Raw genomic sequence first — 22,718 nt, forward strand, 5'->3', positions numbered from 1 at the left:
GGAGGTTTCCAGACGGCCTGGCTCAGCTCTCCAGCATCCATTCATGGGCGGGGTCGTTGGCGAATTTCCAGACCCGCTTCGGCCCCGCCATGACGTTGAGATAATACAGCTCGTAGCCATGCGGCGCGGCGACCGGATGGTAGCCCCTGGGCACGAGCACGACATCGCCATCCTCGGCCGCGAGCGTTTCGTCGAGCGAGCGGTCGTCGGTGTAGACGCGCTGGAGGGCGAAACCCTGCGGCGGCGAGAGGCGGTGGTAATAGGTCTCCTCCAGCAGCGATTCCCGCGGCAGTGCGTCCCGGTCGTGCTTGTGCGGCGGATAGCTCGACCAAGAGCCGGAGGGCGTGATCACCTCGACCACGAGCAGGCTTTCGGCAGGTTCGGTCTCCGGCAGGATGTTGCGGACATGGCGGGTGTTCGTGCCCTGGCCGCGCGTCAGGCAGCCGACATCGCTGGGCGCGATGACGCGTGGCTTGAGCCCCGGCTTGCCCGGGGCCGAGCACACCGCCACTTCGCAGGCGCCTTCGGCCGTGACGGTCCAGGACGTTCCGGCCGGCACATAAAGCGACCAGGGGTCGGGCTCGAAGGGGGAGTTGCGGCCGCCGATCGTGCCGAATTCCGTGCCGCCCGCGCTGGCCGCGACCTTGCCCGCGAGCAGGACGATGCAGGCCTCGCGATCGCCCGTCTCCTTTGACAGGCTCTGGCCGTCAACGAGCTTGTAGACCTCGAAGCCGACATGATCCCAGCCGGCCGATGCCGGCGTGACGTTGTGGATGCGGCCCTGCGAATCGGCTGCGGCGGGTTTGACGAGCAGTTTCGACATGATGTGCTCCGGCTCAGGCGAGCCCGGCCTCCTTCAGGCTCAGCCTCAGATGGGCGACGCCCTTCCTGGCATAGGTCAGGGGATGGGCCTTCTCAGGATCCTGCTCGGCCTCGACCACGACCCAGCCGGAATAACCGGGCAGGGCGCGGAAGACGGCGGGATAATCGACCATGCCGTCGCCGGGCACGGTGTAGACGCCGAGCTCGCTGCCCTGGCCGAGGACGGCATCAAGGAAGCTCCAGTCTCCGGCCTTGGCCTGCTCCATCACGCCCTTGCGCACATCCTTGGCATGGACATGGCTGATCCGGTCGCGATAGCGCGCGGCGAGCGCGACCGGGTCGGCCCCACCCCAGCTCGCATGACCAGTGTCGAGCAGGAGATGCACGGCCTTGCCGGTTGCCGCCATGAAGGCGTCGATATCGGCCTCGCTCTCCACGATCGTGCCCATGTGGTGGTGATAGACCAGCCGGACGCCCTCAGCGAGGGTGCGCTCGGCGACCTCGGTGATCCGCCGGCCGAACTCAGCCCAGTCGCCCGCCGCCAGCATCGGCCGCTGCGAGAGCGGCTTGCTGCGGTCGCCATGGATCGCGTTCGAGGTCTCGGCGAAGACCAGGACATTCGAGCCCATCGCCTTGAGCAGATCGAGATGCGGTCGCAGATGCGCCATCTCTTCATCGGCATCGCGCAGCAGCAATTCAGCGGAGTACCAGCCCGAGATGCAGGCCATGCCGAAGGGCGCGAGCGCGGCCTTGAGCGCGGCGGGTTCGCGCGGGAATTTATGGCCAAGTTCCATGCCCTCAAAACCGGCCTCGCGGGCCTCATCCAGGCAGGTTTCGAGCGAGGTCGCGCCGCCGATCTCCTGCAGGTCGTCATTCGACCAGCCGATGGGGTTGGCGCCGATGCGGATAGGCATGTCGTTGGTTCCGTAATCTGCGAGGTGATCAGAGAGAGGCAGGGGGCCCCGTCATTGCGAGCGAAGCGAAGCAATCCAGGAGTCCCACGCCCCCCCCCTGGATTGCTTCGCTTCGCTCGCAATGACGATGGTATTCGATCATGGCCGCGCCTTGAGTGCGTCGTCGTAACGTTGGCGAGCCTCGGCGACCTCGGCCCGCGTCGAAACCTCGGGCACCGCGACATCCCACCAATGCCCGCCGGCATCGGTCGAGATCATCGGGTCGGTGTCGATCACGACGACGCTGGTGCGGTCATGTGCTCGGCTTTCGCGCAGCGCCGCGTCGAGTTCGGCAAGGCTTGCCGCCTTGCGCGAGACCGCACCGAGCGAGGCGGCGTGGGCGGCGAAATCGATCGCCGGCAGCGTCTCGTGGCGGCTGTCGGAAAGGAGGTTGTTGAAGGGGGCACCGCCGGTCGCGCCCTGCAACCGGTTGATGCAGCCAAAGCCGCGATTGTCGAGCACGACGATGGTGAGCTTCAGCCCCAGCATCACCGAGGTGGCGATCTCGGAGTTCATCATCAGATAGGAGCCGTCGCCGAGCATGACGACGACCTCGCGGGCGGGATCGGCCATCTTGACGCCGAGCCCGCCGGCGATCTCGTAACCCATGCAGGAATAGCCGTATTCCATGTGGTAGCCGCCGGGCGCGCCGGCCTGCCAGAGCTTGTGCAGCTCGCCCGGCAAGCCGCCGGCGGCGCAGACCACGACATCGGAGGGCTTGCTCCAGCGCTGCACGGCGCCCAGCACCTGGGCATCGCTCGGCAGAGTCTCGTTGCCGGCAGTGGTGTAGCGCGCGGCGGTCGTGAGCCAGTCGGTCTTTGCGGCCTTCGCCTGCGCCGTCCAGGTCTCGGGCGCGCGATGGCCTGCAAGTGCCGCGTCGAGCTCGGCGAGCCCGGCGCGGGCATCGCAGAGGAGCGGCTGGGCGCGCTGCTTGCCGGCGTCAAAGGCCTGCACGTTCAGCCCGATGATGCGGCAGGCGGGGTTGGCGAAGAGCGACCAGGAGCCGGTGGTGAAGTCCTGCAGGCGCGTACCGACGGCGAGCACGAGATCGGCCTCTTCCGCCATGGCATTGGCTGCGCCGGTCCCGGTGACGCCGATCGCGCCGAGATTGAGCGGATGGTCGAAGGGCAGGGCACTCTTGCCGGCCTGCGTTTCGGCCGCCGGCAGCCCATGCGCCTCGCAGAAGCGAGCGAGTTCGGCCTCGGCCTCGCCATAGAGCACGCCGCCGCCGACCACGAGGAAGGGCTTTTTCGCGGCCTTGAGCAGCGCGGCCGCTTCAGCCAGCTCGGCTTCGTCCGGGCGCTGGCGGCGCGGCGTCCAGATGCGCTCGGCGAAGAAACCTTCGGGATAATCGAAGGCCTCGGCCTGCACGTCCTGGCACAGGCAAAGCGTCACCGGCCCGCATTCGGCTGGATCGGTAAGGACCGCCATGGCGCGTTCGAAGGCCGGTATCAATTGCTCGGGCCGGGTCAGCCGGTCGAAATAGCGCGAGACCGGCTTGAAGCAGTCATTGGCCGAGACCGTGCCGTCGCCGAAATCCTCGATCTGCTGCAGCACCGGGTCCGGCCGGCGTCCGGCAAAGACATCGCCCGGCAGCAGCAGGAGCGGCAGGCGATTGACATGGGCGACTGCGGCGGCGGTGACCATATTGGTCGCGCCGGGGCCGATAGAGCTCGTCACCGCCATCATCCGGCGCCGCCGGGAGGCCTTGGCGAAGGCGATCGCCGCATGCGCCATCGCCTGTTCGTTATGGGCGCGGTAGGTCGGCAGCGTGTCGCGCGCGGCGTGCAGCGCCTCGCCGAGGCCCGCGACATTGCCATGGCCGAAGATCGCCCAGACACCGCCGAAGAGCGGCAGAGTCTCACCGTCGATCACCGTTTTCTGCGCCGCGAGCGCCTTGACCAGCGCCTGCGCCATGGTGAGTCTGATCTTCGCCATCGGCTGTCTCCTCACCGGCTTTCCCAGGCAGCGGCCAGCTTGCCGAAGTTCTGTGCCATCCGCGCCGTCGCGGTCTCGTCATCGATCGTGCCCGAAAGCCATGCGCGCGCCACCTCGCCGAAGATGGTGCGGCCGACCGCGAAGCCCTTGACCGAGGCGGCACCCCGCGAGCCCCGGAAGGCCTGCATGACGATGTCCTCCGGTGCATCGAGCCCGAGCAGCAGCACACCGCGGCAATAGGGATCGTGCGTCGCGATCACAGTGTCGATCGCTTGCCAGGCGGCGGGCGAGGGCTGGGTTTCCAGCTTCCACCAATCGGGCCGGATGCCGATGGCGTAGAGCCGTTCCAGCACCTGCGCCGTGCTGTCGTCATGCAGCGGACCGTGCTTGGAGGCGATGATCTCGACCAGCAATTCGCGCCCGACCTGCCGGCAGGCCAGCGCCACGCGCTTCAGCACGGCCTCCTGCGCGGCTTTGAGCTCGGCCGGATCGTCCGGGTGATAGAAGCACAGGCATTTGGCGATGTGGTCCACCGGCCATTCCGCCAGCGTCGCTCCCAGCGAGCCGGTCGCGTCCGTCTCGAGCACCAGCGGCCGTGAGCCGGGCAGTTCGAGCGGGCGCGCGATCCAGAAGCCGTGGTCGCCGGCCCGGAACAGCGCTTCGCGGCCATGCGTGCCGTCGATCAGCATGCCGAAGCCGGGCCGCCCGGCCGCGACACGCGCGGCGGCCGCGACCGCCAGCGTCTTGAAGGCGGCGATACGCTCGCGCGGTGCGCCCACCGCATCGGCCATGTTCTCCAGCTGGGCGCGATGGTCGATGGCGAGCGCCATGATGCCGGCGGGCTGGGGCCGGCGCGTCGTTGCCCAATGGATGTGGTTGATCTCGGCGTCGTGGCGCAGCGCGCGATGCTCCGAGCCATGCTTCAGGAAATAGTGCAGCTCGGGGAAGGTCGGGCTCTCCGGCGAGCAGAGCAGCCGCGAGACCGCGAAGGCGCCGCAGGCATTGGCCCAGGCGCAACAGGTTTCGATCGGCTCGTCACGCAGAAAGCCGCGCAGGAAACCGGACATGAAGGCATCGCCGGCGCCGAGCACATTATAGACCTCGACAGGAAAGCCCGGCCCCTTGATGCCGTCCTCGATCGAGGCGGGGATCGAACTGGGGAAGACCACGCAGCCCATCGGCCCGCGCTTGCAGACGATGGTCGCAGGGCTCAAGCTGCGGATCGTGCGGATGGCGGTGAGCGTATCCTCGGAGCCGCCGGCGGCGTGGAGCTCCTCCTCGGTCCCGACGATCAGGTCGCAGTCCGGCAGGATCTCCTGCAGATGCCGCGTCACAGTGTCGGAGCGGACATAGCGTTCCTCGCCGGCGGCATGGCCCGCCAGGCCCCAGAGATTGGGCCGGTAATCGACATCGAACACGACCTTGCGGCCATGCTTGCGGGCGAAGCGGATCGCCTTTTTCTGTGCCGCGGCGGCGTCGGGCAGCGCAAAATGCGTCCCCGTCACGACGATCGCCTTGGCCGAGGCGATGAAGGCCTCGTTGATCTCGCTCTCATGCAGGGCCGCGTCGGCGCAGTCGCTGCGGTAGAAGATCAGCGGAAAGGTCTTCTCGTCGCGCACGCCCAGGATCACCAGCGCCGTCAGGCGCTTGGGATCGGTGACGACGCCTTGCGTCTCGACGCCCTCGCGTTCGAGCTGCTCGAGGATGAAACGGCCCATCTGCTCGTCGCCGACGCGGGTGATCACCGCCGATCTCAGCCCGAGCCGCGCGGTGCCGATGGCGATATTGGTCGGGCAGCCGCCGACGGCCTTGACGAAGGTCCCCATATCCTCCAGCCGGCCGCCGATCTGCTGGCCGTAGAGATCGACCGAGGAGCGGCCGATGGCGATGACGTCGAGCGTCGTGTCGGAGGCGGCTGTCGGCATGTGAACTCTGCGTTCTATCGATCGAGGTCTGGGTCGGCCGAGAGGCCGGATTTCTCGGCGGTCGCGACGGCCAGCGTCATCGCCACCGCAAAAGTCGCGGCGACCGAGCGGAAGGCGCCGTAATCGGCCTCGGCGACCTCGAGCCAGAGGCGGCAATTCTCCGCGAGCGGGCTGAGCGCGCTATCGGTCAGGGCGAGCACCGGCACGCCGCGCCGATGCGCGGCTGCCGCGATCTCGACGGTCATGGCGGCATAGGGCGCGTAGCTCACCGCGAGCACGACGTCGCCCGGGCCGGCGATTGCCGCCTGCTCGGGGCCCAGCCCGGCGACATTGTCGACCAGCACGGCGCGGATGCCGAGCTTGCCGAAGGCGTAGGCAAGATAGGAGACGATCGGGAACATGCGTCTGGCGCCGACCAGCACGATCGTCCGGGCTCCGGCCAGCAGGGTCACGGCGGCGTCGAGATCGGCGGGCCGGATCGCGGCCTTGACCTGCGTCAGCGAGGTTTCGCTGGCATGGACGAAGCCTTCCAGCAGCGCCACGGCACCGCCTGTAGCGGCTTGCGTGCCGCGCAGTGCCGCCAGCCGCTCGCGATGGTCGACGACCTGGCGGCGCAGGCGTGAGCGGAAGACCTCCTGCATCTCGCTGAAGCCGGAATAGTCGAGCGCCTGGGCGAAGCGCACCAGGGTCGAGGCCTGCACGCCGGCGCGCTCGGCGATCTGCGCCGTCGAGCCGAAGGCCATGTCGTCGAGATGGGCGAGGGCGTGGTCGGCGACCTGCTTCAGGCGCTTCGGCAGCGTCGGCCGGCGCTGGCGCAGCAGCGCGACGAAGCCGTCGAAATCCTTGATCGGCGAGGCTGGCTGTGGCTCGGCTGGCATGCGTTTCCCGCTTGGGCGCGGCCTTGACTTCGTAAGCCGGCGGGCGGAATGTTTATTCCAATCTACGAGAAAAACAATCCGCTCATATCAAAATGATGCGCATGGGAGCGTGACGCCAGGTGTTGAACCGTGATGCCTTCAGCAGGGATCTGACGGGCAAGATCGCCGTCGTGACCGGCGGTAGCCAGGGGCTGGGCGAGGCGATCGCGCGCGAATTCGCGGCGCGCGGCATCGCCGGCCTGCTGCTGACCGGCCGCAACCGGGTGCGCGGCGAAGCCGTGGCGGCCTCGCTGCGTGGCGCGGGCTGCGATGTCCGCTTTCATGAGGCCGATCTCGCCGATCTCGACGCGGTGAAGGCGATCGTGCCGGCAGCCGAGGCCGCCTTCGGGCGCATCGACATCCTGGTCAATGCCGCAGGCGACACCGATCGCGGTACGATCCTCGACACGACGCCGGAGCTCTATGAGCGCATCATGGCGGTGAATCTGCGCGCGCCCTTCTTCCTGATCCAGGATGCGGCCGAGGCGATGGCGCGGCTCGGCATCGAAGGCGCGATCGTCAACATCCAGTCGATGTCGGCCCATGGCGGCCAGCCCTTCCTGTCTGCCTACAGCGTCTCCAAGGCGGCGCTCGCCGCTTTGACCAGGAACGCCGCCTTCGGCCTGCTCGATCAGCGCATCCGGGTCAACGGCCTCAATATCGGCTGGATGGCGACGCCGGGCGAGGACGCGATCATGCGGCTGCGCCACGATGCAAGGGATGGCTGGCTCGACGAGGCGGCGCGCAAGCAGCCCTTCGGCCGGTTGATCGATCCGCGCGAGGTCGCCAAGGCGGTTGCCTATCTGGCGTCGGGAGAATCGGGACTGATGACCGGCTCCAACATCGATTTCGACCAGACGATTCTGGGTGCGCATGATTGATGCGGGCCCGACGACACGAAGCTTGACCATAGGACAATGACGACGATGCGATTTGGATTGCTGGGCGCCGGGCGGATCGGCCGCATTCACGGACTGAATGTCGCCGCGCGGGCCGATGCCGCGCTGGTCGCGGTCGCCGATGCCTCGAACGAGGCGGCCTCCGCGCTGGCGGCGGTGACGGGCGCGCATGTCGCCGGCATCGACGCCATTCTGGCCGACGCCAGCATCGACGCCATTCTGATCTGCACGCCGACCGACACCCATGCCGATCTCATCGAAGCGGCCGTCTCGGCCGGCAAGGCGGTGTTCTGCGAGAAGCCGGTCGATCTCGATGCACAGCGCATCCGTCGCTGCCTGAAGCAGGTCGCGCAGACCGGCAAGCCGTTGATGATCGGCTTCAACCGCCGCTTTGATCCCAGCTTCGCGGCGCTTGAACGGCGCCTGCGCGCAGGCGAGGCCGGCGCCATCGAGATCGTCAGCGTGATCTCGCGCGATCCCTCGCCGCCGCCGGTCGCGTATGTCGCGCGCTCGGGCGGGCTGTTCCGCGACATGATGATCCATGATTTCGACATGGCGCGCTTCCTCCTGGCCGAGGAGCCGGTCGAGGTTTTCGCGCTGGGCTCGGCGCTGGTCGATCCGGAGATCGGGCAGGCGGGCGACGTCGACACCGCTGCCGTGCTGATGAAGACCGCCTCGGGCAGGATCGCGCAGATCTCGAACTCTCGGCGCGCCACCTATGGCTATGACCAGCGCATCGAGGTGCATGGTTCCAAGGGCATGCTGCGCGCCGGCAATATCCACGAGACCACGGTCGAGAGTGCAACCGTTGCCGGCTTCCGCGCCGATCCCGTGCAGAACTTCTTCCTCGAGCGCTATGCGGCGGCCTATCGCGCCGAGCTCGAGGCCTTCATCGCAGCCTGCCGGGGCGGCACGGCGGCAAGGCCCTCGGGTCTCGACGGCCTCAAGGCCCAGATCCTGGCCGATGCCGCCACGGAGTCGGCGCGCACGGGCAAGCCCGTTGCCGTTGCGCTGGAGGCGAATTGACGATGTCGCCCGCCGAACTCGACCGGCGCCAATATGCCGTGCTCGGCCTCGTCACCGAGGCGAGCCGGATGGCGCTCGACTATTTTCGCAAGCGCGACAGCCTCGGCGTCACCATGAAGGGCGCGCAGGATTGGCTCACCGTCGCCGATGGCGCGGTCGAGGATTTTCTGCGCCAGCGCCTCGGCGTGCTGTTCCCTTCGGATGCGGTCATCGGCGAGGAGGGTGGCGGCGAGAATTCCGACGCGGTCTGGATCATCGACCCGATCGACGGCACCTCGAACTTCGCGCGCGGCGACCGCAACTGGTGCATCTCGATCGGCTTCCTGAGTCAAGGCGTGCCGGAGCTCGGCATCATCGCGGCTCCGGCCCTGGACGAGGTCTATCTCGGCCGGCGCGGGCATGGCGCCACGATGAACGGCCAGACGATCCGGGTTTCGGGGGCTGGCGACATCACGCGAGCCTATGTCGAGATGGGCTGGTCGACGCGCATTCCCGCCGCCGATTATCTCGCCATGGTCGGGCGCGGCCTGGCGGCAGGCGCATCGATCAAGCGCTCCGGCTCCGGTGCGCTTGGGCTTTGCCATGTCGCGAACGGCCGCACCGAGGCCTATGTCGAATTGCATATCAATGCCTGGGACGTCGCGGCGGGTGTCGTCATCGCGGGCGAGGCCGGTGCTGTGCTCAATGATTTCTTCACCGGGGACGCCGTCGCCAAGGGCAACCCGGTCCTGTGCTGCACGCCGGCGCTCGCCGGCGCGGTGAAGGCGATCAGCGGAATTTCTTAGCCAGCAACTGATCCGTTGATCTTTGCGCGAAAGCCGTCAGAGTTCAGCCAACGACAAAACAACGAACGAAACGTTCGACCAGGGAGGACGACCATGAAGACCCAATCCTGGCTTGCCGCCGGAGTGTTCGCCGCTGTTGCCGCCGCTTCGCCGTTGGCAGCCTCTCCAGCGAAGGCGCAAGGTGCGCTGGTGATGTATTGCGGCGTGCAGGAAGAATGGTGCCGCGCCATGTCGACTGCCTTCGAGAAGGAGACCGGCATCAAGGTTGCGATGACGCGCAAATCGGCGGGCGAGATTTATGCCCAGCTCAAGGCGGAATCGGCCAATCCGCGTGGCGACATCTGGTGGGGCGGCACCGGCGACCCGCATCTTCAGGCGGCCGAGGAGGGGCTGACGCAGGAATATGAATCGCCCGCCAACAAGGGCCTGAACGACTGGGCGATCTCGCAATGGAAGGCCGCCAAGCAGCGCTCGATCGGCATCTATGCCGGCGCGCTCGGCTTCGGCTTCAACACCCAGCAGATCAAGTCCAAGGGCATGGCCGAGCCGAAATGCTGGGCCGACCTGCTCGACCCCAAGCTCAAGGACGACGTCCAGGTCGCCGACCCCAACTCGTCGGGCACCGCCTATAACCTGCTCGCGACGATGGTCCAGCTGATGGGCGAGGACAAGGCCTTCGACTACCTCAAGGCCCTGCACAAGAACGTCAACCAGTACACCAAATCGGGCGCGGCCCCGGCCAAGGCGACGAGCCTGGGCGAGACAGCCGTCGGCATCGTCTTCATCCACGACGCCGTCGTCTTCGCGGTGCAGGGTGATCCGATCAAGCCGGTCGCGCCCTGCGAGGGCACCGGCTACGAGATCGGCTCGATGTCGATCGTCAAGGGCGCGCGCAATCTCGACAACGCCAGGAAGTTCTATGACTGGGCGCTGACGCCCGCCGCGCAGGGGCTCGCCGGCCCGGCGAAATCCTATCAGGTGCCGTCGAACAAGAATGCGCCGGTGCCGCCGCAATCGCCGAAGATGTCGGAGATGAAGTTGATCGACTACGACTTCGTCAAATACGGCTCCTCGGCCGAGCGCACGCGGCTGCTCGCCAAATGGGACCGCGAGGTCAAGGCGCTGCCGAAGTAGGCGACGGGCCATCGGGCGGAGACGGCTGACGATGCGCCGCGCCACGCAACTCGTGCTCCTGATCGGCTGGCTCGGCTATGCCGTGCTGCCCTGGTATCTGCCCGAGGGCATGAGCCTGACGCAGTTCGGCTGGCTCTCCGGATATCCGCTCGGCAAGGCGGGCAGCGCGCTCGCGCTCGCCTTGTCCGGGGAGGCGCCCTGGCTGCTGCCGGTCGGTGTGGCCTTGCTGGCAGCGACCGTGTTCTGGCGAAGCGCTGACCCCGGCAAGGTGGCGCGTGTACTCGTCGCGGCCGGTGGCGCGGGGCTCGCGGTTTTCTTCCTGCAGGGCTTCGGCATCGTCCTCAAGGGCTCGGCCGCCGGCTGGGCCACGGCGCTGTTCGGCGCGGATGTCGCGCAGGCCGGCATGGGCGGCGGCGCCTTCCTGACCGTGCTCTCGCTGCTGCTCCTGACCTGCCACGGCCTGGCCTATCGCGGCTATTGCCGGGGCGACCTGTTTACCACCTCGGCCATCGGCATCGTCGTCCTGCTGATCGGGCTGTTCATCTTCTGGCCCGTCATGGTCATCCTGAAGAGCGCGCTGGTCGATCAGAACGGCCATGTCGCGCTCTCGGCCTTCTCGGACAGGTTCTTCAGCGCCACGATCTGGGGGCTCGGCTGCGTCTCCGGTGGCACGAGTTGCGGCGTTGCCTGGAACACGCTGATCCTGGCCGTGCTGACCGGGGTGATCACGACCTTGCTCGGTCTTGCCTGCGCGCTGCTGCTCCAGCGCACGGCGATGCCCGGCAAGCGCCTGATGCGGGCGCTGACGGTGCTGCCGATCATCACGCCGCCCTTCGTGATCGGGCTCGCGCTGATCCTGCTCTTCGGCCGCTCCGGCTTCTTCACCGGGATCATGGCGGACTGGTTCGGAATTCCGCGCTCGCGCTGGATCTACGGTTTGCCCGGCGTGCTGCTGGCGCAGGTTCTCGCCTTCGCTCCGATCGCCTTCCTCGTGCTGATCGGCGTGGTCCAGGGCATCAGCCCGAGCCTGGAGGAAGCTTCGCAGACATTGGGGGCCGGCCGCTGGCAGACCTTTTCGACCGTGACCTGGCCCTTGCTGCGACCCGGCATCGCCAACGCTTTCCTGCTCGGCTTCGTCGAGAGCATGGCCGATTTCGGCAATCCGCTGGTGCTCGGCGGCAATTTCGAGGTGCTCTCGACCAAGATCTTCTTCGCCGTCGTCGGCGCGGCCTATAACCAGGGCCAGGCGGCGGTGCTCGCCATGGTGCTGCTCGCCTTCACGCTCGGCGCCTTCTGGCTGCAGCAGGGCTGGCTCGGCGGCAAGTCCTACACGACCGTGACGGGCAAGGGCGATGCCGGCCTGCCGACGCCGCTGCCGCGCCGCGTCACCTGGCTTGCGGGGCTGGCCGTCCTGCCCTGGGTGGCGCTCACGCTGGTGATCTATCTCGTCATCCTCGTCGGCGGCTTCGTCAAGACGATGGGCCGCGACTACACGCCGACGCTGGAGCATTACCGCACTGGCTTCGCGATCGATTTCAGTCGCGGACTCTTCTTCGAGGGCGCGGCCTGGAACTCGTTCTTCACGACGCTCAAGGTCGCGGCGATCTCGGCGCCGTTGACGGCGCTGATCGGCCTGCTCACCGCCTATCTTCTGACCCGGCAGAAGTTCGGCGGGCGCGGCACCCTGGAATTCGCGACGATGCTCTCCTTCGCCATTCCCGGCACGGTGCTCGGCGTCGCCTATATCCTGGCCTTCAACGTGCCGCCGATCGAGATCACCGGCACCGGGCTGATCCTGATCATCGCCTTCGTCTTCCGCAACATGCCGGTCGGCGTGCGCTCCGGCATCGCCGGCCTGTCGCAGATCGACAAGAGCCTGGACGAGGCCTCGACGACGCTGCGCGCCCGCAGCTTCACCACGCTCTGGCGCGTCGTGCTGCCGCTGCTGCGCCCGGCTCTGGTCGCGGCGCTGGTCTACAGCTTCGTGCGCAGCATGACTGCCGTCAGCGCGGTGATCTTCCTGGTCTCGGCCGAGTACAACCTCGCCACCGCCTATATCGTCGGCCGGGTCGAGGCCGGCGAGTTCGGCCTGGCCATCGCCTATTCCTCGGTGCTGATCGTGGTCATGGCTGCCGGCATCGGACTGATCCAGCTCGGCGTCGGCGAACGCAAGCTCGGCCGGCGCCAAGTTGGCCGGCACAAGGCCGTCGCACTCTCCGGTTCGGTCTCCGGTCCTATCAGTCAAGGAGCAGCAAGTTGACGAAGGCCGGCCCCGCATCCGTCGAGTTCCGCAATGTCAGCATGCGCTATGGCGCGGTGACGGCCGTCGACGATGTCAGCTTCGCCATCGAGGCGGGCAAGCTCGTCACCCTGCTTGGCCCCTCCGGCTGCGGCAAGACCACGACGCTACGCATGATCGCCGGGCTCGAGATCGCCAGCGCGGGGCAAATCCTGATCGGCGGCAAGGATGTGACGCGGCTCTCGGCCGCTGATCGCGACGTCAGCATGGTGTTCCAGTCCTATGCACTGTTTCCGCATATGAGCGTGCTGGAGAACGCCGCCTATGGCCCGACCGTGAAGGGGCTGGGCAAGGATGTGGCGCGCGAGATGGCGCTGTCGAAGCTCGCGCTCGTCGGCCTGAAAGGTTTCGAGAACCGCTACCCTTCGGAGCTCTCCGGCGGGCAGCAGCAGCGCGTCGCGGTGGCGCGCGCATTGGTGCTGGAGCCGCAGGTGCTGCTCTTCGACGAGCCGCTCTCCAATCTCGACGCGAAACTGCGCCGCCGGGTCCGCGAGGAGATCCGCGAATTGCAGCAGAACCTCAACCTGACGGTCGCCTATGTCACCCATGATCAGGAGGAGGCGCTCGCCGTTTCCGACCGCATCATCGTGATGTCGAATTCGCGCATCGCGCAGGAGGGTGCGCCGCGCGAGCTCTATGAGGAGCCGGCCAATGCCTTCGTTGCCGACTTCATCGGCGACGCCAATCTGATCGATGTGACGATCCGTTCGGTTGCCGAGGGGCGCGCCGATGTCGCGATCGGCTCGGCCAGCGTCTCCTTGCCGGCGCGTGGGCTTGGGCCGGGGCCGGCCCGGATCGCGGTGCGGCCGGAGAGCCTGATCCTGTCGGAGGCGACGGGGGAGGGGCTGCCCGGCACGATCCGCAAATGCACCTATCTCGGCAACCATCTCGACATCATCGTCCAGACCGAGGCGGCCGATCTCTTCGTGGTGCAGTACGGCGCCCGTCCGATGCTGGCCGAGGGCATGCTGGTGACGCTCGACTTCGCGAATTCGGGCGTGACACTGATCCCGCCGGGCTGAGCCGGCGGCCGCTTCAGCCCAGCCGTGCGGTCGCAATCACGCGCCAGTCGGCAATGGGGATATCCTGGCCCGAGCGCACCACGCAGAGCCGGTCGAAGCTGATGGCTCGCCCTTTCAGCCTGCGCGCGACCTCCTCTGCCGCCGCGACCTTCAGCTCTGGCGCGACCGGTCCGTAGAGCAGCGAGACATGCGGCATGAAGGCCTCAGCCGCCCGCGCGTCCAATCGCTGCTTCAATCGCGCCAGCGGCGCACTGACCGCGAAGCGCGCATAGAACGAGCGGAAATAGGCTTCGCTCGTCTCGATCGCGGCGATCTCTTCGGCAAACCCCGCGACCGCGCCGGCCGCCTCCGCGATCGCGGCTTCGAGCGCCGCTATGGGCAGGTCGGTGTCGCCCTTCACCGTCAGATGCGGCGCGAAGAGCGGTGTGCCGAAGCGGCGCGACAGCTCCGCGACCACCTCCGCCAGCAGCGTCTCGTCCTCGGTTTTCGGCAGCAGCCAGATGGAGTGGATCGGGGGCGTCATCAGAGGTTCACAAACCTATTGCACACGGCCGGAGACGGGCGTTATATTTATTCCAAGCGTATCAGAAATTGGAAGAGATGTTCCAATCATTCTGAAAAAGATCGCGGCAAGGGAGACGGCGTTTTGCCAACGGAATTGCAGCACGGGCCGCAAAGCGGCGCGGCCATTGCCGTGCGCGACCTTCATGTCGCCTATGGCGGCACGCGGGTGCTGCACGGTGTCAGCCTCGATTTCACGCCCGGCAGCTTCACCGCGCTTCTCGGCTCGTCGGGCTGCGGCAAGACCACGCTTTTGCGCTCGCTGAGTGGCTTCGTGCCGGTCGAATCCGGCTCGATCATCGTCGGCGGCAAGGATGTCGCCTCCCTGCCGCCGGAGAAGCGCGGCATGGCGATGGTGTTCCAGTCCTATGCGCTGTGGCCGCATATGACCGTGCTGCAGAACATCGGCTACGGCTTGAAGCTGCGCGGCGCCACCAAGGCGGAGATCGCGGCCAAGGTCGCCGCCATGCTCGAATTCCTCGGTCTTGCCGGTTATGAGAACCGCAAGGTCACCGCGCTCTCGGGCGGCCAGCGCCAGCGCGTCGCGCTCGGCCGGGCGCTCGCCATCGACCCCGGCATCCTGCTGCTCGACGAGCCGCTCTCCAATCTCGACGCCAAGATCCGCATGACGATGCGCCATGAGATCCGGGCGATCCAGCAGCGTCTTGGCTTGACCGCCGTCCATGTCACGCATGATCGCGAGGAGGCCATGACCATGGCCGACCGGCTCGTCATCATGCAGGCGGGCAGGATTGCGCAGGTCGGCACGCCCGAGGAGGTCTATGACCGCCCGGCGACCGCCTTCGTCGCCAATTTCATGGGCGCGGAGAACGTCCTGCCATTGCGCGTCGAGCGCTCGGAGCAGGGTGCTCGCTTGAGCGCAGGCGAGGCCACGGCGAGCCTCGCGAACGGAGTATCGAGCGCTTTGCCGAGCGGCGAAGCGGTCGCCTATTTCCGCGACGACGTCGCGCGGCTTGACGCCAGCGACGCGACTTCGACCGGCGATCTGATCGTGCCGGGGCTGATCGCCGCGCGCGCTTATCCAGGCGGTGTCTATCGCTACCGGGTCGAGGCGGCAGGCCGCCAGATCACGGTCGACGATGCCAACCGCCACGAACTCGGAACCAAGATCGGCCTGCGCATCCCGCTGCAGCGCCTCCACATCTTCCCGGCATCCGAGGCCGGGACGATCGCCGCCTGACCGCGTTCTACCCAACAAGGAGTCAGACCCATGCGCATCCTCACCATTGCCTGTTCGCTCGCGGCACTGATGGCGGCGTCGCCGCTCTCGGCCCAGACCCTGAACGTCGCCACCGCCGGCGACCAGAACATGGTCGACTATGTGAAGGACTATCTCGGGCCGATGTTCGAGAAGTCCCATCCCGGCGTGAAGGTCGTGTCCGTCGGCACCGGCGCCGGCGATTCCGGCTCGCAGAAAATCTATGAGAAGCTCGATGCGCAGAAGAGCGCGACGACGACCGATTTCGATGTCGTCGTCATCCACCAGAAGGCCGCCGGCACGATGGTGAAGGAAGGCCTGCTCGCCAAATACACCGACAAGGTCGACACCGCGAAGCTCGTCTCCAGCGACACCGCGAAGAACGCGCTGGGCGCCGACGTCTCGGGCTTCGTCATCCCGATGTTCCAGTCGCAGACCGCGCTCGCCTATAATGCCGATCTGCTCAAATCCCCGCCCAGCACTTTCGTGGAGCTGCGCGACTGGGCCAAGAAGAACCCCAAGCAGTTCGGCTATAACGGCATCAAGGGCGGCATGTCCGGCGTCGCCTTCGTAGCCGGCTGGGTCTACGCCTTCGGCGGCGACGCCGACAAGCTGATCAAGGGCCCTTATGATCCGGCCGTGAAGGCGTCCTGGGACGGCGCGTTCGCCGATCTGAAGGAGTTCAACAAGTCGGTTGTCATCACGCCGGGCAATGCCGGCACGCTCGACATGCTCAACCGCGGCGAGATCGCGATGGGGCCGGTCTGGGTCGACATGTTCTATTCCTGGCAGGCCGACGGCAAGCTGCCGCCGAACATGAAGCTCAAGCTCGCCTCGCCGGGCATGCCGGGCCAGCCGATGTATTACGCGGTGCCGGAGAAGACCGCCAACCGCAAGCTCGCCGAGGAGTTCATCGCGCTCGCCACCAGCCCGCAGGTGCAGGCCGACGGCATCGTCAAGAAGTTCAACTGGTATCCGGGCATCGACGCCAAGAACCTCGAGGGCAAGCTCGACCAGGCGGCCTGGAACAAGCTCTTCACCGACATCACCCCGAGCGATCTCTCGAAGAACGCCAAGTCCTTCCCGATCGCGCCCTACTTCAACGACATCCTCGAAGGCTACGAGAAGAAGGTCTCGAACTGACGGTCGAATCCACCACCGGCCCGGCTTGACGCCGGGCCGCCCATCCTCGCGATCGGCGCCTGTCCATGCTCTCCCAACGCCAACTGGCGCTGATCCTCATCGCGCCCGGCCTTCTCCTCGTCGCTGCGCTGTTCCTCTACCCGCTCGGCTTCTCGCTGATCTCGGCCTTCACCAAGCCGGACGGCTCGCTGACGCTGGACTGGTTCGCCAAGGCCTATGAGCTGTATTCGACCGACATCGTCTTCACGGTGGTGATCGTCCTGGCCTCCTGCGGGCTGACCGCGCTTGCCGCGATCGTCATCGCCGGCACGCTGACATTGGGCGAGAATCCCTGGATCGTCGGCACGCTCAAGGCGCTCTATCGCTGGCCGCTGTTCATCCCCTTCATCGTCGCGGCGCAGTGCATGCGCACCTTCCTCGCCAAGAACGGGCTGATGAACAACACCTTCGTCTCGCTCGGGCTGATGGAGCCGCTGAGCGCCGTGAGCTATCTCGACTGGCGCGGCATCATCGCGACCTTCGTCTGGAAGCAGACCCCCTTCGTCGCGCTGCTGCTTGCCGGCGCGCTCGCCTCGATCGACCGGGCGACGCTTGAGGCCGGCCGCAATCTCGGCGCTTCGCGTGTCCGCGTGCTCGTCGAACTGGCCTTGCCGCAGGTGATGCCGACGCTGCTGGTGGCGCTCGTGCTGTCCTTTGTGACGATGCTCTCGGTGCTCTCCGTGCCGATGATGGTCGCGGGCTCGCAGCCGACCATGCTCACGGTCGACATGGCCTTCCGCATCAACTCCTATGGCGACTACGCCACGGCGAATGCGCTCGGCGTCATCACCTATCTGATCAGCGCAGGCGCCGCGATCCTCTACCTCAAGCGCGGCTTGTCGAAGGAGGCAGCGCCATGATCCGCCTCGCCTCGACAGCCCGGGCGACGCTGGCCGCAGCCCTGCTCGCCGCCTTCGCCTTCGTGCTGATCGGCCCATTGGCCAATCTCGCGCTCTGGTCGGTCGCCGAGCGTTGGTACACGCCGTTCAAGCTGCCGGTGACCTATGGCACGCGCTATTGGGAGCAGGTCTTCCGTCCGACCGGCGACGCGATGGCTTCGCTCGGCACCTCGGTCTGGATCGCCGTGCTGACGGTCGTGGTCGCGCTCGCACTCTCGATTCCCGCGGGCTATGCGCTGGCGCGCCTGAAGCTGCCGATGCGGGCGCTGTTCATGGTGATGTTCCTGCTGCCGCAGGCTTTTCCCTCGGTCGCGATCTACATCAACGTCGCGCGGGTGTTCTACCAGATCGGCATCAACGGCACGGTCTTCGCCGTCGTCCTCGTCCATGCCGCCCATGGCCTGGTCTATTCCGTCTGGATCGCGGCGGCGGCTTTCGCCGCGGTCGACAAGGATCTCGAACTCGCCGCCCGCAATATCGGCGCCTCGCCCTTGCGCGCCTTCTTCACGGTGACGCTGCCCTTGGCCGCGCCGGGCATCATCGCCAGCGGCATCTTCGTCTTCCTGGAGTCGCTCGACGAATTCACCGGCACCTTCTTCGTCGGCGTACCGCAGGTCACGACGCTGCCGCTCCTGCTCTACAACGCGGCGATGGGCGGCAATTATCAGGTCGCCTCGATCACGGCGCTGATCCTGCTCGTTCCCTCCGTGCTGTTCATGCTGTTCATCGAGCGCTTCCTGCGCGCCGACGTGCTGGCCAAGGTCGGCGCCTGACGGCGCGGCTTGCGAAAGCCGCTTCCGTCTCAGCAGTCGAGCGTCACGTCACGCTCCCACTGGGTGAGATGGCGTGCGTAATCGTTCCATTCCTGGTGCTTGAGCTTGAGATAGGCGGGAACGAAGGCGCCAAGGCCCTCCTTCAGGACCTCCGAGGCTTCGAGCGCGCGCAGCGCGTCGAGCATGTTGAGGGGCAGCGTCTTGACGCCCTCGACCAGGTGGCCGTCCGTGTACATGTTGATGTCGAGGCGCTTGCCGGGATCGCGCTTGTTGCGGATGCCGTCGAGGCCGGCGGCGACGATGCCGGCTTGCAGGAGATAGGGGTTGGCCGCGCCGTCGGGCAGCCGCAATTCGAACCGCCCGCCTTCGGGAATGCGGATCATATGGGTGCGGTTATTGCCGGAATAGGTCACGGTGTTGGGCGACCAGGTCGCGCCCGAGGTCGTGCGCGGCGCATTGATGCGCTTGTAGGAGTTCACCGTCGGGTTGAACAGGGCGCAGAGCGCGTCGGCCGAATGGATCACGCCGCCGATGAAGTGATAGCCGAGCTGCGAGACGCCGAGCTCGCCGGCCTCGTCCTCGAACAGGTTGCGCTCGCCGTTCCAGACCGAGACATGGGCGTGGCAGCCGCTGCCGGTCAGGTTCAGGAATGGCTTCGGCATGAAGGTCGCCCGCAGGCCATGCTTCTCGGCGATCGATTTCGCCATGTATTTGAAGAAGGAATGGCGGTCGGCGGTGACGAGCACATCGCCGAAATTCCAATTCATCTCGAACTGGCCGTTCGCGTCCTCATGGTCGTTCTGATAGGGCTTCCAGCCGAGCGCCAGCATCGCGTCGCAGAGTTCGGCGATGACGTCGTATTGGCGCATCAGGGCCGACTGGTCGTAGCAGGGTTTGGTCAGCTTGTCGGCGACGTCGCAGACCTGGAGACCGTCGGGCGTGGTCAGGAAGAACTCGCATTCGACGCCGGTCTTCATCGTATAGCCCTGGGCGGCGGCATCCTTGACCAGGCGCTTGAGCAGGTTGCGCGGGGCCTGCGCGACCTCCTGGCCATTCATCCACAGATCGGCGGCGAGCCAGCCGACTTCCGGCTTCCAGGGCAGCTGGATCAGGCTGTCGGGGTCGGGCACGGCGAAGAGATCAGGGTCGGCCGGCGTCATGTCGAGCCAGGTCGCGAAGCCGGCAAAGCCGGCGCCGCTCTTCGCCATGCCGTTGATAGCGCCGGCGGGAACCAGCTTTGCGCGCTGGACGCCGAACAGATCGGTGTAGGAAATCAAGAAATACTTGATGCCGCGCTCCTTGGCGGCGGCCGCGAGATCGACGGTCATTCAGTTCCCCATTCTTCAAACGATAAGGGCCGCCTCGTTGGACGGCCCCGTCTGCGGCTTCAGAACCCGGCGCTGCCGGGAATCCAGTTGGTGCCGGCCAGCGGCACGCGCGCCATGGCGGCGGCTTCCACGGTCAGCGCCACGAGATCCTCCGGTTCCAGATTATGGACATGGCTCTTGCCGCAGGCGCGCGCGATGGTCTGCGTTTCCAACGCCAGGACGGAGAGATAATTCGCCAATCTGCGCCCGGCCTTGAGCGGGTCGAGACGTGCGGCGAGCTCGGGATCCTGCGTCGTGATGCCGGCGGGGTCGCGCCCCTCATGCCAGTCGTCATAAGCGCCGGCGGTGGTGCCGAGCTTGGCGTATTCTGCCTCCAGCCGCGGGTCGTTGTCGCCGAGCGCGATCAGCGCCGCGGTGCCGATCGCGACAGCATCCGCGCCCAGCGCCAGCGCCTTGGCGACATCGGCGCCGGTCCTGATGCCGCCGGAGACGATGAGCTGGACCTTGCGATGCATGCCGAGATCCTGCAGCGCCTGCACGGCCGGGCGGATGGCCGCCAGGATCGGCAGGCCGACATTCTCGATGAAGACCTCCTGCGTCGCCGCGGTGCCGCCCTGCATGCCGTCGAGCACCACGACATCGGCGCCGGATTTCACGGCGAGCGCCGTGTCGTAATAGGGCCGGCTCGCGCCGACCTTCACATAGATCGGCTTCTCCCAATCGGTGATCTCGCGCAGCTCCTCGATCTTGATCTCGAGATCGTCGGGGCCGGTCCAGTCCGGGTGGCGGCAGGCCGAGCGCTGGTCGATGCCTTCCGGCAGGTTGCGCATCCTGGCGACGCGCGGGGAAATCTTCTGGCCGAGCAGCATGCCGCCGCCGCCGGGTTTGGCGCCCTGGCCGATCACGATCTCGATCGCGTCGGCCTTGCGCAGATCATCCGGGTTCATGCCGTAGCGCGAGGGCAGGTACTGATAGATCAGCGTTTGCGAGTGGCCGCGTTCTTCGGGGGTCATGCCGCCATCGCCCGTCGTCGTCGAAGTGCCGACGATCGTCGCACCGCGCCCGAGCGCTTCCTTGGCTGGTCCCGACAAGGCGCCGAAGCTCATTCCGGCGATCGTGATCGGGATCTTCAGATGGATCGGCTTCTTGGCGAAGCGGGCGCCGAGCACGACATCGGTGCCGCATTTCTCGCGATAGCCTTCGAGCGGGTAGCGCGAGATCGAGGCGCCCAGGAACAGCAGGTCGTCGAAATGCGGCAGCTTGCGCTTCGCCCCGCCGCCGCGGATGTCGTAGATGCCGGTCGCGGCGGCGCGCTGGATCTCCGAGATCGTATGCGGGTCGAAGGTCGCGGAGAAGCGCGGCGTGGTCTGCGCGGTCGCTGGCATGTCGCTAAGCGGCGCAGCCGGCATGGGCTTGAGTGACGCGGTCATGGGGAGCTCGCTCAATACGCCGAGGCGTTGTCGACGTGGAAATGGTAGAGGGTGCGGGCGGAGCCGTAGAGCTTGAACTCGTCCGGCGAGACGTCGTCGCTGAGGCCCGCGCGCGCGATGACGCCGGCCAGCGCTGCGCGGTCGGCGGCCTCCATCGGCTTCTCCACGCAATCGGCGCCGAGGCTCCTGACCGCGCCGCGCACGAAGAGCCTGGCCTCGTAGATGGAATCGCCCAGCGCCTCGCCGGCATCGCCGAGCACGACGAGGTTGCCCTCCTGCGCCATGAAGGCGCTCATCGGGCCGATCGAGCCCTTCACGACGATGTCGATGCCCTTCATCGAGATGCCGCAGCGCGCCGAGGCGTCACCCTCGATGACGAGAAGGCCGCCCCGGCCGGTGGCGCCGGCCGCCTGGCTGGCGTCGCCCTTGATGCGGATTTCGCCCGACATCATGTTCTCGCCGACGCCGACCCCGGCATTGCCGGTGACGACGATCGTGGCTTCCTTGTTCATGCCGCCGCAATAATAGCCGACATGCCCCTCGATCTCGACGGTCACCGGCGCGTCGAGCCCGACCGCCAGAGCATGCTTGCCGCCGGGATTCCTGATCGTCCAATGCGTCTCATTGGTGTTCTGGGGCAGCTTGTGCAGATCCGCGTTCAGCGAGCGCAGCGGCACCATTGCGAGATCGACGACAGGCATCAGGCGCGCTCCCAGGCGTAGACCTTGGCTGGCTCGGGTTCGAAGATATGGGCGCTTTCGATGCCGGGCAGGCCGGCAAGCGCGCGGTATTCCGAGCCGAATGCGACATAGTCCCTGGTTTCCGCCATCACCGCCGGCTTGCAGGAGACGGGGTCGCGCAGCACGGCAAAGCCGTTCTCGGTGCCGACCACGAAGGTGTAGAAACCGTCCAGCGCCTTGAGGCTCTCCTCCAGCGCCTCGCGCAGCGAAGCACCCTCGCGCATGCGCCAGGTCAGGTAGCCGGCGGCGACCTCGCTGTCGTTCTCGGTCTCGAAGGACAGGCCTTCGCGCGTCAGCTCGCGCCGCACCGAGTTGTGGTTCGAGAGCGAGCCGTTATGGACGAGGCACTGGTCCCGCCCGGTGGAGAAGGGATGGGCGCCGTTCGTGGTCACGGCGGATTCGGTTGCCATGCGGGTATGGCCGATGCCGTGCGTGCCCGACATGCCGGCCAGGCCGAACTGCTCCGCGACCTGGATGGGAAGCCCGACCTCCTTGAAGATCTCCATGCGCTTGCCGGCCCCGACGACGCGTAGGCCCGCACCAGTTGCGAAGGCACGCGCGCGCTCCTCGTCGGCGCGGCGGACCGAGACGATGAGATGGTTGGAGCGGATCGTCCGCTCCGCGGGATAGCCGAGATGGGTGTCGAGCGCGCCGGCAACACGCTCCAGCGCGGCTGGGTCGGAATGGCTGAGCGTCAGCTTGACGAGATCGGCCTTGTCCGCGCCGTAGATGGCGAAGCCCGCGCTGTCGGGCCCGCGATCGCTCATCGTCTCCAGCATGGCGGAGAGGAGCCGGCCTAGATCTTGCTCAAGCTCCGGAGCCTTGATGAATAAGCCGACGATCCCGCACATGTGACCCTCCCGTCA

General features: G+C 66.9%; 20 protein-coding genes. 10 read left to right on the top strand and 10 right to left on the bottom strand.

The annotated features are described in order from the left end of the window. Window positions 1–22: 22 nt before the first annotated feature. The 5 genes from iolB to CYD53_RS09290 all read right to left on the bottom strand — a co-directional run bounded on the left by iolB (window position 23) and on the right by CYD53_RS09290 (window position 6,516). Window positions 23–823, bottom strand: a complete 801-nt coding sequence (iolB, locus tag CYD53_RS09270) for a 5-deoxy-glucuronate isomerase (RefSeq protein ID WP_103717780.1) — start codon at window positions 821–823, stop codon at window positions 23–25. A gap of 13 nt (window positions 824–836) precedes the next feature. After that, window positions 837–1,736 (bottom strand): myo-inosose-2 dehydratase, encoded by a 900-nt coding sequence (gene iolE, locus CYD53_RS09275; RefSeq protein ID WP_103717781.1) that lies wholly within the window; start codon window positions 1,734–1,736, stop codon window positions 837–839. 138 nt (window positions 1,737–1,874) lie between these two features. After that, complete coding sequence (iolD, locus tag CYD53_RS09280; RefSeq protein ID WP_103717782.1) at window positions 1,875–3,713, bottom strand: 3D-(3,5/4)-trihydroxycyclohexane-1,2-dione acylhydrolase (decyclizing); 1,839 nt, start codon at window positions 3,711–3,713, stop codon at window positions 1,875–1,877. An 11-nt stretch (window positions 3,714–3,724) separates the two neighbouring features. Next, window positions 3,725–5,638: a bifunctional 5-dehydro-2-deoxygluconokinase/5-dehydro-2-deoxyphosphogluconate aldolase gene (locus tag CYD53_RS09285; RefSeq protein WP_103717783.1), complete on the bottom strand. Its 1,914-nt coding sequence runs from the start codon at window positions 5,636–5,638 to the stop codon at window positions 3,725–3,727. Between the two features lie 14 nt (window positions 5,639–5,652). After that, window positions 5,653–6,516, bottom strand: a complete 864-nt coding sequence (locus tag CYD53_RS09290; protein ID WP_103717784.1) for a MurR/RpiR family transcriptional regulator — start codon at window positions 6,514–6,516, stop codon at window positions 5,653–5,655. Window positions 6,517–6,638: 122 nt separating this feature from the next. Between CYD53_RS09290 and CYD53_RS09295 the strand changes: the two genes are divergently transcribed. The 6 genes from CYD53_RS09295 to CYD53_RS09320 all read left to right on the top strand — a co-directional run bounded on the left by CYD53_RS09295 (window position 6,639) and on the right by CYD53_RS09320 (window position 13,720). Beyond that, the gene (locus CYD53_RS09295; protein WP_103717785.1) at window positions 6,639–7,436 is read left to right on the top strand and encodes an SDR family oxidoreductase; all 798 of its coding nucleotides are present in this window, start codon (window positions 6,639–6,641) and stop codon (window positions 7,434–7,436) included. Window positions 7,437–7,481: 45 nt separating this feature from the next. Next, window positions 7,482–8,480 (top strand): inositol 2-dehydrogenase, encoded by a 999-nt coding sequence (gene iolG / locus CYD53_RS09300; RefSeq protein ID WP_103717954.1) that lies wholly within the window; start codon window positions 7,482–7,484, stop codon window positions 8,478–8,480. A 2-nt stretch (window positions 8,481–8,482) separates the two neighbouring features. Continuing rightward, a complete protein-coding gene (locus CYD53_RS09305; RefSeq protein WP_103717786.1) occupies window positions 8,483–9,265 on the top strand; it encodes an inositol monophosphatase family protein in 783 nt (260 codons plus the stop codon). 93 nt (window positions 9,266–9,358) lie between these two features. Further along, a complete protein-coding gene (locus CYD53_RS09310) occupies window positions 9,359–10,399 on the top strand; it encodes an ABC transporter substrate-binding protein (RefSeq protein ID WP_103717787.1) in 1,041 nt (346 codons plus the stop codon). Between the two features lie 31 nt (window positions 10,400–10,430). After that, the gene (locus tag CYD53_RS09315; protein ID WP_103717788.1) at window positions 10,431–12,659 is read left to right on the top strand and encodes an ABC transporter permease; all 2,229 of its coding nucleotides are present in this window, start codon (window positions 10,431–10,433) and stop codon (window positions 12,657–12,659) included. A 41-nt stretch (window positions 12,660–12,700) separates the two neighbouring features. Continuing rightward, window positions 12,701–13,720, top strand: coding sequence for an ABC transporter ATP-binding protein (locus CYD53_RS09320; RefSeq protein WP_103717955.1), 1,020 nt, complete (start codon window positions 12,701–12,703; stop codon window positions 13,718–13,720). Between the two features lie 13 nt (window positions 13,721–13,733). On the opposite strand, the gene CYD53_RS09325 is transcribed toward CYD53_RS09320, so the two are convergent. Next, window positions 13,734–14,243: a 2'-5' RNA ligase family protein gene (locus CYD53_RS09325; RefSeq protein WP_103717789.1), complete on the bottom strand. Its 510-nt coding sequence runs from the start codon at window positions 14,241–14,243 to the stop codon at window positions 13,734–13,736. Between the two features lie 123 nt (window positions 14,244–14,366). Here CYD53_RS09325 and CYD53_RS09330 point away from each other — a divergent pair, with 123 nt between their 5' ends. The 4 genes from CYD53_RS09330 (at window position 14,367) to CYD53_RS09345 (ending at window position 18,354) form a co-directional block, all read left to right on the top strand. After that, window positions 14,367–15,482, top strand: coding sequence for an ABC transporter ATP-binding protein (locus CYD53_RS09330; protein ID WP_245928153.1), 1,116 nt, complete (start codon window positions 14,367–14,369; stop codon window positions 15,480–15,482). 30 nt (window positions 15,483–15,512) lie between these two features. After that, window positions 15,513–16,643 (top strand): ABC transporter substrate-binding protein, encoded by a 1,131-nt coding sequence (locus CYD53_RS09335; protein ID WP_103717790.1) that lies wholly within the window; start codon window positions 15,513–15,515, stop codon window positions 16,641–16,643. Window positions 16,644–16,708: 65 nt separating this feature from the next. Then, window positions 16,709–17,542 (top strand): ABC transporter permease, encoded by an 834-nt coding sequence (locus CYD53_RS09340; protein ID WP_103717791.1) that lies wholly within the window; start codon window positions 16,709–16,711, stop codon window positions 17,540–17,542. Next, window positions 17,539–18,354: an ABC transporter permease gene (locus CYD53_RS09345; RefSeq protein WP_103717792.1), complete on the top strand. Its 816-nt coding sequence runs from the start codon at window positions 17,539–17,541 to the stop codon at window positions 18,352–18,354. The genes CYD53_RS09340 and CYD53_RS09345 overlap by 4 nt, the downstream gene beginning before the upstream one ends. Before the next feature lie 29 nt (window positions 18,355–18,383). Here CYD53_RS09345 and glnT read toward each other — a convergent pair whose 3' ends face one another. The 4 genes from glnT to CYD53_RS09365 are packed head-to-tail and all read right to left on the bottom strand — an operon-like array spanning window position 18,384 to window position 22,703. After that, window positions 18,384–19,682: a type III glutamate--ammonia ligase gene (glnT, locus tag CYD53_RS09350; protein WP_103717793.1), complete on the bottom strand. Its 1,299-nt coding sequence runs from the start codon at window positions 19,680–19,682 to the stop codon at window positions 18,384–18,386. A gap of 59 nt (window positions 19,683–19,741) precedes the next feature. Next, window positions 19,742–21,067, bottom strand: a complete 1,326-nt coding sequence (locus CYD53_RS09355; RefSeq protein WP_210202322.1) for an FMN-binding glutamate synthase family protein — start codon at window positions 21,065–21,067, stop codon at window positions 19,742–19,744. Window positions 21,068–21,123: 56 nt separating this feature from the next. Then, a complete protein-coding gene (locus CYD53_RS09360; RefSeq protein ID WP_103717795.1) occupies window positions 21,124–21,813 on the bottom strand; it encodes a GltB/FmdC/FwdC-like GXGXG domain-containing protein in 690 nt (229 codons plus the stop codon). Next, on the bottom strand, window positions 21,813–22,703 hold the full coding sequence (locus CYD53_RS09365) for a class II glutamine amidotransferase (protein ID WP_103717796.1): 891 nt from the start codon (window positions 22,701–22,703) through the stop codon (window positions 21,813–21,815). The genes CYD53_RS09360 and CYD53_RS09365 overlap by 1 nt, the downstream gene beginning before the upstream one ends. Window positions 22,704–22,718 lie beyond the last annotated feature (15 nt).

It is taken from the genome of Allobosea psychrotolerans (genome assembly GCF_002917105.1).
GTDB lineage: Bacteria > Pseudomonadota > Alphaproteobacteria > Rhizobiales > Beijerinckiaceae > Allobosea > Allobosea psychrotolerans.

Bases quoted from the DNA above. Each gene is read 5' to 3' on its own strand.
- CYD53_RS09320 (WP_103717955.1), top strand. From the start codon at position 12,701: ATGCGCTATGGCGCGGTGACGGCCGTCGACGATGTCAGCTTCGCCATC.
- iolD (WP_103717782.1), bottom strand. From the start codon at position 3,713: ATGGCGAAGATCAGACTCACCATGGCGCAGGCGCTGGTCAAGGCGCTC.
- iolE (WP_103717781.1), bottom strand. From the start codon at position 1,736: ATGCCTATCCGCATCGGCGCCAACCCCATCGGCTGGTCGAATGACGAC.
- CYD53_RS09285 (WP_103717783.1), bottom strand. From the start codon at position 5,638: ATGCCGACAGCCGCCTCCGACACGACGCTCGACGTCATCGCCATCGGC.
- CYD53_RS09335 (WP_103717790.1), top strand. From the start codon at position 15,513: ATGCGCATCCTCACCATTGCCTGTTCGCTCGCGGCACTGATGGCGGCG.
- CYD53_RS09325 (WP_103717789.1), bottom strand. From the start codon at position 14,243: ATGACGCCCCCGATCCACTCCATCTGGCTGCTGCCGAAAACCGAGGAC.
- CYD53_RS09340 (WP_103717791.1), top strand. From the start codon at position 16,709: ATGCTCTCCCAACGCCAACTGGCGCTGATCCTCATCGCGCCCGGCCTT.
- iolG (WP_103717954.1), top strand. From the start codon at position 7,482: ATGCGATTTGGATTGCTGGGCGCCGGGCGGATCGGCCGCATTCACGGA.
- CYD53_RS09305 (WP_103717786.1), top strand. From the start codon at position 8,483: ATGTCGCCCGCCGAACTCGACCGGCGCCAATATGCCGTGCTCGGCCTC.
- CYD53_RS09355 (WP_210202322.1), bottom strand. From the start codon at position 21,067: ATGCCAGCGACCGCGCAGACCACGCCGCGCTTCTCCGCGACCTTCGAC.
- CYD53_RS09360 (WP_103717795.1), bottom strand. From the start codon at position 21,813: ATGCCTGTCGTCGATCTCGCAATGGTGCCGCTGCGCTCGCTGAACGCG.
- glnT (WP_103717793.1), bottom strand. From the start codon at position 19,682: ATGACCGTCGATCTCGCGGCCGCCGCCAAGGAGCGCGGCATCAAGTAT.
- CYD53_RS09290 (WP_103717784.1), bottom strand. From the start codon at position 6,516: ATGCCAGCCGAGCCACAGCCAGCCTCGCCGATCAAGGATTTCGACGGC.
- CYD53_RS09310 (WP_103717787.1), top strand. From the start codon at position 9,359: ATGAAGACCCAATCCTGGCTTGCCGCCGGAGTGTTCGCCGCTGTTGCC.
- CYD53_RS09315 (WP_103717788.1), top strand. From the start codon at position 10,431: ATGCGCCGCGCCACGCAACTCGTGCTCCTGATCGGCTGGCTCGGCTAT.
- CYD53_RS09345 (WP_103717792.1), top strand. From the start codon at position 17,539: ATGATCCGCCTCGCCTCGACAGCCCGGGCGACGCTGGCCGCAGCCCTG.
- CYD53_RS09365 (WP_103717796.1), bottom strand. From the start codon at position 22,703: ATGTGCGGGATCGTCGGCTTATTCATCAAGGCTCCGGAGCTTGAGCAA.
- iolB (WP_103717780.1), bottom strand. From the start codon at position 823: ATGTCGAAACTGCTCGTCAAACCCGCCGCAGCCGATTCGCAGGGCCGC.